Origin of the sequence: uncultured Megasphaera sp. (assembly GCF_958350005.1) — a bacterium.
Lineage (GTDB): Bacteria > Bacillota > Negativicutes > Veillonellales > Megasphaeraceae > Megasphaera.
The window spans coordinates 1-11,513 of the sequence record NZ_CATWFF010000057.1 but is presented as its reverse complement, the minus strand read 5'-3'; the positions used below and the strand labels follow the sequence as shown (position 1 = coordinate 11,513).

General features: G+C 50.8%; 12 protein-coding genes. 2 read left to right on the top strand and 10 right to left on the bottom strand.

Annotation, left to right across the window (positions count from 1 at the left end; all coding sequences use genetic code 11):
- The first annotated feature begins 34 nt into the window (after positions 1–34).
- Together Q3886_RS04870 and Q3886_RS04865 are read left to right on the top strand one after the other, a co-directional pair.
- The gene (locus Q3886_RS04870) at positions 35–397 is read left to right on the top strand and encodes a helix-turn-helix transcriptional regulator (RefSeq protein ID WP_301860048.1); all 363 of its coding nucleotides are present in this window, start codon (positions 35–37) and stop codon (positions 395–397) included.
- An 80-nt stretch (positions 398–477) separates the two neighbouring features.
- The gene (locus tag Q3886_RS04865) at positions 478–1,122 is read left to right on the top strand and encodes a YigZ family protein (protein WP_301860047.1); all 645 of its coding nucleotides are present in this window, start codon (positions 478–480) and stop codon (positions 1,120–1,122) included.
- 94 nt (positions 1,123–1,216) lie between these two features.
- On the opposite strand, the gene Q3886_RS04860 is transcribed toward Q3886_RS04865, so the two are convergent.
- From Q3886_RS04860 to Q3886_RS04815, 10 genes are all read right to left on the bottom strand, one after another.
- Positions 1,217–2,089: a DMT family transporter gene (locus Q3886_RS04860; RefSeq protein WP_301860046.1), complete on the bottom strand. Its 873-nt coding sequence runs from the start codon at positions 2,087–2,089 to the stop codon at positions 1,217–1,219.
- A gap of 28 nt (positions 2,090–2,117) precedes the next feature.
- Positions 2,118–3,086: a D-2-hydroxyacid dehydrogenase gene (locus tag Q3886_RS04855; RefSeq protein ID WP_301860045.1), complete on the bottom strand. Its 969-nt coding sequence runs from the start codon at positions 3,084–3,086 to the stop codon at positions 2,118–2,120.
- Between the two features lie 69 nt (positions 3,087–3,155).
- A complete protein-coding gene (locus tag Q3886_RS04850; RefSeq protein ID WP_301860044.1) occupies positions 3,156–4,019 on the bottom strand; it encodes an ABC transporter ATP-binding protein in 864 nt (287 codons plus the stop codon).
- On the bottom strand, positions 4,019–5,035 hold the full coding sequence (locus Q3886_RS04845) for an ABC transporter ATP-binding protein (RefSeq protein WP_301860043.1): 1,017 nt from the start codon (positions 5,033–5,035) through the stop codon (positions 4,019–4,021). Before Q3886_RS04845 ends, Q3886_RS04850 begins: the two co-directional genes overlap by 1 nt.
- A 77-nt stretch (positions 5,036–5,112) precedes the next feature.
- Positions 5,113–6,681: an ABC transporter substrate-binding protein gene (locus Q3886_RS04840; RefSeq protein WP_301860042.1), complete on the bottom strand. Its 1,569-nt coding sequence runs from the start codon at positions 6,679–6,681 to the stop codon at positions 5,113–5,115.
- Between the two features lie 36 nt (positions 6,682–6,717).
- The gene (locus Q3886_RS04835) at positions 6,718–7,617 is read right to left on the bottom strand and encodes an ABC transporter permease (protein ID WP_301860041.1); all 900 of its coding nucleotides are present in this window, start codon (positions 7,615–7,617) and stop codon (positions 6,718–6,720) included.
- Positions 7,614–8,603, bottom strand: a complete 990-nt coding sequence (locus Q3886_RS04830) for an ABC transporter permease (RefSeq protein ID WP_301860040.1) — start codon at positions 8,601–8,603, stop codon at positions 7,614–7,616. The genes Q3886_RS04835 and Q3886_RS04830 overlap by 4 nt, the downstream gene beginning before the upstream one ends.
- 252 nt (positions 8,604–8,855) lie before the next feature.
- Complete coding sequence (locus Q3886_RS04825; RefSeq protein ID WP_301860039.1) at positions 8,856–9,296, bottom strand: biotin/lipoyl-containing protein; 441 nt, start codon at positions 9,294–9,296, stop codon at positions 8,856–8,858.
- A gap of 36 nt (positions 9,297–9,332) precedes the next feature.
- Complete coding sequence (locus tag Q3886_RS04820; protein ID WP_301860038.1) at positions 9,333–9,800, bottom strand: hypothetical protein; 468 nt, start codon at positions 9,798–9,800, stop codon at positions 9,333–9,335.
- Between the two features lie 16 nt (positions 9,801–9,816).
- Positions 9,817–11,346, bottom strand: a complete 1,530-nt coding sequence (locus Q3886_RS04815; protein ID WP_301860037.1) for an acyl-CoA carboxylase subunit beta — start codon at positions 11,344–11,346, stop codon at positions 9,817–9,819.
- Positions 11,347–11,513: the final 167 nt, after the last annotated feature.

The following is an 11,513-nucleotide window of genomic DNA, read 5'->3' as shown; positions in this document are numbered from 1 at the left end:
CGTTTTATTTGCAAGGCCATAGGAGCACAAGATTATGACATTAGGACAGGAAATTCGATTTTACCGCAAAAAGAAAGGACTAACGCAAACCGAATTCGGTGCGTTATTTGGCATGTCTAAACAAGCCGTATATTCCTGGGAAACGGGACTGTATTCCCCTGATATTTCAGTATTATTAAAAATGGCAGATTACTTTCAAATCCCCATCTGCATTTTAGTCGGAAGACCGGGGATTTTCTGCAAAGGCGTGGAAGAAGACCATGCCGACTGTCAGCACTGCGCTTCCATTACCGAAAAAGACAGCCGGATTATTCGCGCCATCCACGCTCTTCCGGCAGAACAGCAGCATGCTATTGAAGTACTGCTGCATGTCGACGATGCAAACACCACAACATAAGGAAGATAAAAAAGCTTTGTCAAATACAGAAGAATGCGCTATGATAAAAGAAATATCTGACGAAAAGGACGAATCTCTTCATGGCGCATTCTTTTATTACCTCTGTATATGGCCAGGGAACGGCAGAATATACGATTAAGAAATCACGGTTTATTGCTACCCTGCAGGAAATACACGACGAAAGCGAAGCCGCTGCCTGCCTGGAACGCATCCGCAAACAGTACTGGGACGCCCGTCACAACTGTTACGCCTATCAGCTGGGCCCAGGCGGCAGCATACAAAAATCCAGCGATGACGGAGAACCTGCCGGTACGGCAGGGCGTCCGATCCTGGAAATTTTAAAAAAACAGGGCATTACCAATACGATTGCCATCGTTACCCGTTATTTTGGCGGCGTCAAGCTCGGGGCCAGCGGACTCATCCGTGCATACGGTCATGCTGTAGTACTGGCTCTGGAAGAAGCACAAATTGCCGATTATATTCCTCATGATGTCGTAATGGTATGCGTCCCCTATTCCTTTGTCAGTACAGTAGAACGGCTGACGTCTGAACAGGGACTGACCGTTGCCGACCGCTCCTTTGCCGACACGGTAACCTTTACCCTGCACATTCCGCAGGAACAGACAGAAGCGGTAAAACAAAGCCTGATAAACGCCACCAATGGGCGTGCCCAAATTACGAATACAGATGAACTCTGTATTCCAATCATACGGAAACGGCCATAAGATATAATGAAACAGGACTTCTGATTCAGCAAAATCAGAAGTCCTGTTTCGTATGCCTGTCATACAGGCTATGTTACTATTCTACATCGTCAGATCACGATGCCGATACGGGATGTGATGACTGCCGGTACTCACTCCATACGGCACTGCCAATAATCAGGACTGCACCGACCCACTGAACCGGCATCATGACTTCATGCAGTATGAGCATGGACAAAAATACAGACGATACAGGTTCCAAATACCCGCAAATGGAAATGGTCTGCACAGACAGGCCGGACATGCAGGAAAAATACAGGTAGTACGCCAGCCCTGTATTCATAACGCCCAGCCAGATAGCCGGAAGCCAGTCAGAAGACTGAATGGGCATATACCAGCCATGGTTGTACAAGGCCATACTGCCAATAATCAGAACAGAAACGACCATCTGCAAGATGACCCGTTCCAATCCAGGCACATGGTCCACTTTTTTATTAAACAAAATCATGAAGGCAAAAGACACGGCAGCCAGGGCACCATATACCATGCCGGCTGCAGTCAGGTTCACGCCGGCTGCCTGGCCGCTGATGCAGCATACTCCCAGAATGACACAGCAAAGGGTAATCCCTTTCACGGCCGTAAAGCGGTCGTGCAGCATGACCGGTGCCAGTGCGATGACAACAGCAGGACCACAGTAGTTAAAAATAATCCCCAGACTGACGCCCATCATCTGATAGGCAGCAAACAAGGTCAGCCAGTTCACAGCCGTCGCTACGCCAGTAAGAACGACGTACACCAGTTCCCGGCGATACCGGTAAAAAGTCCACCTGCGGCACACCATTCCCCATACACAAAGCAGGCCAAGCAGGCCAAACAGGGCCCGCAGCAGCACAATATCCGTACTGCCCAGAGAAATCTGCGCAGCTACGACGCCATTGGACCCCAGCAATACCAGTGAAGCCAGATATTTCCATAACGGCCGATTCATCCCTATCCCCTCCTGTATATACATTGCCTTATCGTTTATATCCCGTTGCAGGATCTACTATATTTTCCAGGGGCTCTCCCTGTATAAACCGCTTCAGATTTGCTGCTGCAATGCGGACGATACGGTCGTGCGTTTCCTGCAGATGATAGCCTCCTGATACATGGGGCGTAATGTAGATTCCCGGCGTATGCCACATTCGGTGATCCGGCGGCAGTGGTTCCGGCGACGTAACATCGACGGCAGCACCGGCCAGATGACCGGAGCAAACGGCGTCGCACAGTGCATCCTGTACGACATTGCTTCCCCGTCCGACATTCAGAAAATAAGCACCTTTCTTCATGGCAGCAAAGCGTTCTTTCGTATACAGATGGTACGTCGCCGGTGTGTCGGGCAGACTGGATGCCACAATATCGGCTTTTGCCAAGTACGAATCGAGCTTCTCCATGGTCCCCATTTCGTCTGCTTCAGCCGGCAGGACTCCGCTTCGCCGGCGAATACCGATGACATGAGCGCCCATGGCTTTCATGCGGCGGCCAAATTCCCGGCCAATGTCGCCAAATCCAATAACCAGAACGGTCGCGCCGTACAGGGACCGGACAGGCCCTTCATCGTGCCATTCTGCCTGTTTTTGATGATCATAATAGAGGTACAGCTTTTTCATCATAGCCAGCACCATTCCCATCATGTGCTCAGCAATAGCCAGGCCGTAGGCACCAGTCGCATTGGTAAGCTGCACACCAGGCGGCAGAATTCCATCTCGGCAATAGGCATTGGCACCGGCACTGTTGAGCTGAAGCCACTGCAGCTTTTCCGCATGACAGAGCAGCTCTGGTGCTACGTTGCCAATGATGACGTCGGCCGCTGCCAGTTCTTCTTCCGGTATGTGGACATCGACCGGTCCCTGTACAGGGTAAAACACGATATTGTTCGAACCTGCCGCATCCTGCAGCCATTGCCGGTGACGGCGGTCCACTTCCATTGCCACTAAAATGTTCATTGCTCCATCCCTCCCTGCAGTTCTACTAGTAGCCTACCGGAAATCAGGAGGTAAGTCAAGAAATAGTTGCTAACAGCGTACCTTATGGCCTGACTCTATTTCCTGTAATTCACCGCCGAGCATGACAGCATCGTCCATATGCGGCAGACCAGGCTTATTCCGTTCATACAGCGGATCAGGCCGCAATATGGAAGCCAGCAGCCGCCGGGTATAGGCATGGCCGGGATGGGAGAAAACGCGGTCCGTCGGGCCTTCTTCCACAACGCACCCTTCATACATGACGACGACGCGGTGACTGATATGGCGAACGACAGCCAGGTCATGGGCGATAAACAGCATGGAAAAGTGCTGCTGTTCCTGTAAATCCATGAGCAGGTTGATAATCTGCGCCTGAATGGATACATCTAATGATGCAATCGGTTCATCGGCAATGATCAGCTTGGGCTTTACGGCCAGACAGCGGGCAATGGCCACGCGCTGGCGCTGACCGCCGGACAGCTCTGCCGGATAGGCCTGCCCATGGCGCGGTTCCAGGCCTACACAGTGAAGGAGTTCATCAATCTGCCGGCCTTCTTCCCTGCCATGACCGGAAAGGCGCAGCCCTTCCCGAATAGATTGGGCCGAAGTCATGTGCGGATCCAGGGCGCCATCGGAATCCTGAAAAATCAGGTGCATTCCGTGCTGCGCCGCCTGTAATCCCTGTCGGGACCGGAGGGACATCCCTTCAAAATACACATCGCCCTGATCCGGCGTATACAGCCCCATGGCCATACGGGCCAGCGTCGATTTGCCGCACCCTGATTCGCCAATGAGGCCTACCGTTTCGCCATACCCGACAGACAGGGATACATGGCGCAATGCATCAATTGTATGACAGTCATCCAGCAAAAACTGTTTGCACATATCTTTCAGTTCCAGAAGCGGCGGTTTCATCAGTATTTCCCCTTTCGTATGCACACAGGCGGATCTACCTTCGGCGCCTGCGGATCCAGAAGCCATGTTGCCGCCTGATGGGTCGGTGATATGGAAAACATGGGCGGTTCCTGTTCATAATCAATGGCCAGGGCACAGGCATTGCGTTCTGCAAAGGCATCTCCTTTAGGCGGATGGAGCATATCCGGCGGCATGCCGGGAATAGCCTGCAGTCTGCCGGCATTGCTGTACGACGGCAGCGCAGCCAGGAGCCCCCACGTATAAGGATGACGGGGATCATAAAAGATTTCTTCTGCCGTACCGATTTCTACAATCCGACCGGCGTACATAATGCCTACCCGGTCTGCCAGATGGGCTGCCACGCCCAGATCATGAGTGACAAAGATCATGGATAATCCCTTTTTTCGCCGCAGGTCCCGCAGGACATCCAGTATTTGCACCTGCACCGTTACATCCAGGGCCGTCGTCGGTTCATCAGCCAGCAGAACAGCCGGTTTCGCCGCCAGGGCAATAGCCAGCGCGCAGCGCTGACGCTGACCGCCGGAAAAAGCCTGCGGCACCTGGCCCAGGCGGTAAGCACCGTCATGAATGCCCACCATCTCCAGCAGCGCAACAGCCTGCCGATCCGCTTCGGCCCGGTTCAGCGTGCCATCCCGGTTAAGGGCTTCCCGCAGCTGTTCCCCCATGGTCATTGCCGGATTCAGCGTCGTCAGCGGATTCTGAAATACCATAGATACGACACGGCCGCGCAGAGATGCCATCTGCCGTTCCGTATAAGCCGTCACGTCCTGTCCCTGAATGCGAATGGCACCGCCAGTAATATGCGCAAAAGGCGGCAGCAGTTTCAACACCGAGCGGCACAGCACAGATTTGCCGCATCCCGATTCACCGGCCAGTACCAGAATCTCGCCGGCATGAAGCTGCAGTGATACCTGGCGCAGCGCCTCGATCTTGCCTGCCGGCGTATCAAAACAAAGTGACAGATCTTCAATTTCCAAAGGTAATGTATGTTTCATCGTCTCATCCTGTCCCGTACAGAAATACCGAAAGCCCTGTACAGGGCTTTCGGTGCTGTCTGTCTATGTTTTTTTATTTATTGTATATCCCAGTCTTCAATATTCCACATAACGCCTACGGCATGATGACCCAGAACGCGTTCCGTCGACAAGCCGGTCAGTTTTTTATTGGCCACATAGTTGCCGTCTAAGTAGGCAACCATGATGTATGCCGGGTCCTGTGCCCAGGCCTGCTGGAACTGGTTATATGCCGCCTTGCGTACAGCCGGATCATAGGAAGACCGGGCTGCAGCCAGAGCCTGGTCGACGGCACCATTGCTGTATCCCGTGTAGTTGCCGCTGGCACCGGTATAAAATAAATCATACGTGCCGTTATCCGGATCAAACGGTGCTGCCTGCCCGATCAGGAAGGACTGCAGCGTTTTCCAGTCCAGTTTTGGCACAATATGTACGTCCATCTGTACGCCGACTTTCTTAAACTGGCTGGATGCGATATTGGCAATATCGACCCGTTCTTCTTCATATTCCCGTGTATCTACACTGAAGGCCAGCTTTTCTCCGTCTTTTTCATAAATGCCGTCACTGCCCAGCTTCCAGCCCAGGGCTTCGATCTTCTGTTTAAACAGTTCCGGATTATACGCCCGCTGTTCCACATTGGGATCGTTGTATTCCTTATTGATTTGCAGCGGACTGTACGCAACTTCCCCCTGTCCCTGAAGAACGCTGTCAATAATAGCCTGTTTGTCCAGAGCATATCCCAGCAGCGGAATCAGTTCGCGGTGCTTCTGCCAGAACGGTACTTTGAAATTCGGTGCAATAGCCCGGTAATCGGCTGTTTTGAAATCATATACGGCAAACTTGCTGTCATTTCGGAAGGAAGCGGCATTCTGCGCGTTGAGCCAGGCTAAATCGACGCCGCCAGATTTAACCTGTGCTGCCTTGGCATTTTCATCAGGAATAATCTTGAAAATGATCTCGTCGATTTTCGGCATTTTCCCATAGAATTTGGGGTTCTTTTTAACAATAATGGACTGCCCTTTATCCCAGCTGACAAACTGATACCGTCCGGTACCGACAGGATGCTGATTAAAGGAATCGGTCATAATGTCCTTGCCTTCCAGCAGATGCTTCGGCAGTATGCCAATGGTCAGGTAATTCAGCATGGCTGCATTGGGTGCCGACAGCGTAATAATGACGGTTTTGTCATCTGGCGTGGCAACGGACTGGATTTCCTTGTAATTGTCCGTAATAGACGCTTCCAGGTCTTTATTATGCGTCAGCGTATCCAGCGTAAATTTGACATCAGCCGCCGTAAAAGGCTGGCCATCATGCCAGGTAACGCCATCGCGCAGATGAAACGTATAGGTCAGCGTATCCTGATTAAACTCATACGATTCAGCCAGATCAGGAATAGGATTTCCCTTGGCATCATAGGTCATAAGTCCGGAAAAAATAATATTCGGCAGTTCATCGTGCGTATTTAACAGGGAATTAATCGTCGTATAATCAGGGCTGGCATAGGTCAGTACTTTTCCATCCCTGGCATCACCGCCGGCCGTATTCCCTCCGCATCCGGCCAGTACCAGCATACAACAGACAAGGGCGGCACAGCCTAGTCGTTTTAAAACAGAAAATGTTCTATTCATGTTTTCATCCTTTCTCTTTTTACTCACTACAACCCTTTATAAATTACTGCATCCCTGCTGCTTTTCTTTGCGCAGCATATCGCCTGCTGACGTGACGCATATGAGGGTTATGATTAAAAATGCCCCGGGAATCAGGATGACCCACCAGGAGTTGGTCAGTAACGCCCGATTTGCCAGCGACAGCATGGTGCCCCACGAAACAATCCCCACAGGCAGGCCTAATCCCAGAAAGCTCAAGGTTGCCTCTGTCATCATAGCCTTTCCCATCATGGATATAATCATGAACAACAAGGCCGACACGGTGTTGGGAATCAGGTGATACCACAGTATATGCCAGAACCCGCCGCCCATGCTGCGCGATGCCAGCACATACTCACTGTTTCGGATTTGCCGTACTTCACTGCGCACCATACGAGCCAGATTCATCCACATCGTCACGCCGATGAGTGCGGAAATAGACAGAACATCGGGATTGGGAACAAAGGCCATCAGCAACAGGAGCAGCAAAATTCCCGGTATACTGCTCAGGAGTTCGGCCAGCCGCATGAGCAGCATGTCCGCCCATTCCGGTGCCGTTCCACTTAAACAGCCGTAACTGATGCCGATACAAGCGGAAACAATCATGCTCAGCACACCGACTGTCAACGATATGCGGCCGCCATACCAGATAATAGAGTAAATATCCCGCCCCAAACTATCGGTGCCAAAATAAAATTCACTGTCTGGCGGCTGGTTTAAGTGCTGCAAATAAAACTGCGTCGGATCGTGATTGGCCAGTACTGGTGCCAATACACAGCCGCTGATAATACAAACCAGAAAAAAGAGAGAAATAACCGGTATATGGCCTGTCCTTTCCCGCCATGAACGGCGGCACGGCCGCTGTATGGCTCTCTTTCCTGGTCCCACGATGCGAAAAGGATTTTCTTGCTGCATCATACTCGATCCTCCCCGTTTGCTTTCATTCGTCCATCGAGCCGTTCATTCACAGCCTGTGCAACCAGCCCCGATAAAATGACGAACATACCTGTCACCATGACGATGAGCATAAGCAGATTATAGTCGTGACCTTTCGCGCTTTCTACAGCAATCGCTCCTATGCCGGGATAGGAAAATACCGCTTCAATGACATAGGTGCCGCCTAAAATATGGTTAACCGAAATGGCCATGATGCTGACAATGGTCGGTGCCGTATTGCGCAGGCAATGGCGGCAGGCTACCTGCCAGCGCCGCAGTCCTTTAATCTTGGCAAGAAAAACATATTCCTGACGAGCCTCTTGTAACATCTTATTGCGAATAATATATGCATAATACCAGACGTGACTGGAAATCATGACGATTCCCGGCAAGATAAGATGTTCTATTCGATTCACAATATCGCCGGATCTGCCAGGATCGTAGGCACCGCTGCCCGGCAGCCAGCCAGCATTGACGTTAAACACTAAAATAAGCAGCAATCCCAGCCAAAATGCCGGTATATAATACAGAATTGTGCCGGCTTTACAAATAACCGTGTCGATCCACGTATCTTCATGAAGTACACAAACCAGTGCCAGCACTACGGCTAACAGGAAAACCAGTACGTACGACACCGTCCCCAGTATCAGCGTATTGCCTGCATAATCCCGGATGACGTCGACTGCTGGTTCCCGATACAGGAGAGACATGCCGAATTCGCCATGCAGCGCCAAATACAGCCACGAAGCATATCGCACATATACGGGCCCATCAAGACCCAGTCGCTGCCGGGCTGCCGCCAGCTCCTCGGCGGACATCCGTTCTATCCGTTCGCCATAAAATGCCTGCAGCGGATCGCCTGGTGCATAGGAAGAAATATAAAATACTGCCGCAGACAGGAGAAACATGGTGACCATAAACAACAGCCCTTTCCCCCATATCGTACGGGCCCATTGTGTTCGTTTCACTGCGTACCCCTTCTTCCTGTGCCTCAATAAAATACAATATGTACAGTATATCGTATCTCCCATAAGCTCACAAGCCCCCTATGGGGATACAACTGCACGGAGACTCTTTCCTGTTATGATGATATTCTCGTATATGGGCCCAGTCGTGAAAAGCGGCATCCCATAGATCGGCATACATACTCGATAACAGGACATAAAAAACTGCCGAAAAAGAGGGCTTCCAACTTTTTCAGCAGTTCATTCCGTTTCACATTATTTTGTAATAACAGCCAGTATATCGCCAGTCTTGACGTTATCGCCGACAGCAACACGTACTTCATGGAGCGTACCGTCAGCCGTAGCCGTAATGTCATTCTGCATCTTCATCGCTTCCAGTACCAGCAGGACATCGCCCCGTGTAAGGGATGCGCCAACTTCTGCTTTAATGGCCGAAATTTTTCCCGGCATAGGTGCTTTGACGACAATGGCACCTTCCGGAATAGGACCATACACGGCCGGCGTATCTGCTGCGGAAGATACAGGAGCCTTGGGAGCCGGTGCAGGAGCTGCTGGTGTTGCCGGTGCCGACGGTGCTGCCGGTGCAGGCGTGGGAGCAGCTGCCGGAGCCGGTGCTGCGGCAGGAGACGACACATTCATCTCTTCTACGGATACATCATAGGTCTTTCCATTTACAGTAATTTTAAATTGTTTCATACGATTTTATCCTCCAGACAAAACTTATCTATCAACTTATTGTCTCATACGTGCTAATCGTCCTGCCAGAACCCACTGCGATACAGACTGCTTCTGCGGCCGAATCGAGCGTATTGCTGCCGGCGAATAGCCACAGGCCGCAACAGCAGCCATGATCACAGCAACCACTTCAGGATCCAACTCCGCTTCTGCAGACTTGTCCTGCGCCGGAGTTTCTATGGCAACCATGGGACGCGGTGCTACCACAACGGGCTGACGGGAACCGACCGGCACCATAGGACGAGGTTCTGCGGCCGGTTCTTCTGACATAGCTGCCGGAGCTGCAGCCGGTTCAGAAGCTGCCGCTTCCTGAACTTCCTGTTCCATACGTTTCTGCAGCGCTTCATTATCGCGTCTTAGCGAGGCAATGGTCTGTTCCATCTCTTCAAACCGACGATTTGTCTGCTTCCAGACAAAAAACACACCGACTGCCACAATGACAAATGCCGCTACTTCCATATCCATACCCTAATTCCTCCCCTTACAACGGCATGTTGCCATGCTTTTTGGACGGCCGGTCTTCACGCTTGCTGTACAGCATTGCCAGCGCATTAATAATGCGGGGACGGGTTTCTTTCGGTTCAATAATGCAGTCCACATACCCATGTTCAGCCGCTTTATAAGGCGTAGAAAATTCTTCAATATATTCCTGTTTCTTCTTTTCTTTTTCCGGATCGCGCTTAAAGATAATATTGGCTGCCCCATCGGGACCCATGACAGCGATTTCTGCCGTAGGCCAGGCAAATACCATATCGGCGCCGAGCTGACGGCAGCACATGGCAATATACGCTCCGCCATAGGCTTTGCGCGTAACAACCGTAATTTTGGGAACTGTCGCTTCACAATAAGCATACAGCATCTTTGCGCCATGACGGATAATACCGCCAAATTCCTGGGTCGTCCCCGGCAGGAATCCCGGCACGTCAACGAACGTAACTAAAGGAATATTGAAACTGTCGCAGAAGCGGATAAACCGCGCCGCCTTATCGGAGGCGTTAATATCCAGGCAGCCAGCCAGGAATTTTGGCTGATTGGCAATAATACCTACAGTCTGGCCGTCAAAGCGGGCAAAGCAGGTAATCATATTCATGGCATAGTTTTCCAGTACTTCATATACGTTTCCGTCATCGACACAGGCCCGAATAACGTCGAGCATATCATAAGGCTTATTGCTGTTGTCCGGAATGATGGAATTCAGTTGTTCATCCTGGCGCTGCGGATCGTCGTCCGTATCGGCAATAGGGCTGTCATCCATATTATTGCTGGGCAGGAAATCAAGGAGTGCCTTGATTTTTTCAATGCAGTCGTCTTCATTTTCGCAGGCAAAATGAGCGACGCCAGATACAGAATTATGGGTCACTGCACCACCTAATTCCTCTGCCGATACTTCTTCAGCCGTAACCGATTTAATAACAGCCGGACCGGTAATAAACATATTGGACGTATTTTTAACCATAAAAATAAAATCGGTCAGTGCCGGGCTGTACACGGCGCCGCCGGCACAGGGTCCCATAATGACGGAAATCTGCGGAATGACGCCGGAAGCCGATGTGTTGTTCATAAAAATACGGCCAAAGCCGGACAGGGCATCTACCCCTTCCTGAATACGGGCACCGCCGGAATCATTAATGCCAATAATGGGCGCCCCCATTTTCAGGGCCATTTCCTGGACCTGGCAAATCTTATGAGCATGCATTTCGCCAAGAGACCCACCTTCTACCGTAAAGTCTTCTGCATAAGCATAGACGAGGCGGCCGTGAATCGTACCGTATCCTGTTACGACACCATCACCGGGAATCTCTTTTTTCTGCATGTCAAAGTTGGTACACCGATGCCGGATAAACTGACTGATTTCCGTAAAGCTTCCTGCATCAAATAACTTTGTCAGCCGTTCCCGGGCCGTCATTTTTCCCTGGCTATGCTGTTTATCAATTTTTGCCTGTCCGCCGCCCATTTCAATCTTTGCGAGCTTTTCATGGAACTGGGCAATTTTTTCCTGAACTGTTGCCATTACTGCACCTCCATTATACACTGTCACAATAGTTATATATTATACCATGGTATCTTCCCATTTCACAATATGGGAACATCGTCTTTTCTCTAATTAAAAGTCTCTGCCCGTTACTGTCATTTTATGAACGGTTCATTCTTGTTTGTATACTAACTGTGTTTCTACAC

Excerpts from the sequence above, each read along its gene's own strand:
- Q3886_RS04850 (WP_301860044.1), bottom strand. The coding sequence starts at position 4,019 with ATGAAACCGCCGCTTCTGGAACTGAAAGATATGTGCAAACAGTTTTTG.
- Q3886_RS04855 (WP_301860045.1), bottom strand. The coding sequence starts at position 3,086 with ATGAACATTTTAGTGGCAATGGAAGTGGACCGCCGTCACCGGCAATGG.
- Q3886_RS04870 (WP_301860048.1), top strand. The coding sequence starts at position 35 with ATGACATTAGGACAGGAAATTCGATTTTACCGCAAAAAGAAAGGACTA.
- Q3886_RS04860 (WP_301860046.1), bottom strand. The coding sequence starts at position 2,089 with ATGAATCGGCCGTTATGGAAATATCTGGCTTCACTGGTATTGCTGGGG.
- Q3886_RS04865 (WP_301860047.1), top strand. The coding sequence starts at position 478 with ATGGCGCATTCTTTTATTACCTCTGTATATGGCCAGGGAACGGCAGAA.
- Q3886_RS04835 (WP_301860041.1), bottom strand. The coding sequence starts at position 7,617 with ATGATGCAGCAAGAAAATCCTTTTCGCATCGTGGGACCAGGAAAGAGA.
- Q3886_RS04820 (WP_301860038.1), bottom strand. The coding sequence starts at position 9,800 with ATGGATATGGAAGTAGCGGCATTTGTCATTGTGGCAGTCGGTGTGTTT.
- Q3886_RS04825 (WP_301860039.1), bottom strand. The coding sequence starts at position 9,296 with ATGAAACAATTTAAAATTACTGTAAATGGAAAGACCTATGATGTATCC.
- Q3886_RS04815 (WP_301860037.1), bottom strand. The coding sequence starts at position 11,346 with ATGGCAACAGTTCAGGAAAAAATTGCCCAGTTCCATGAAAAGCTCGCA.
- Q3886_RS04840 (WP_301860042.1), bottom strand. The coding sequence starts at position 6,681 with ATGAATAGAACATTTTCTGTTTTAAAACGACTAGGCTGTGCCGCCCTT.
- Q3886_RS04845 (WP_301860043.1), bottom strand. The coding sequence starts at position 5,035 with ATGAAACATACATTACCTTTGGAAATTGAAGATCTGTCACTTTGTTTT.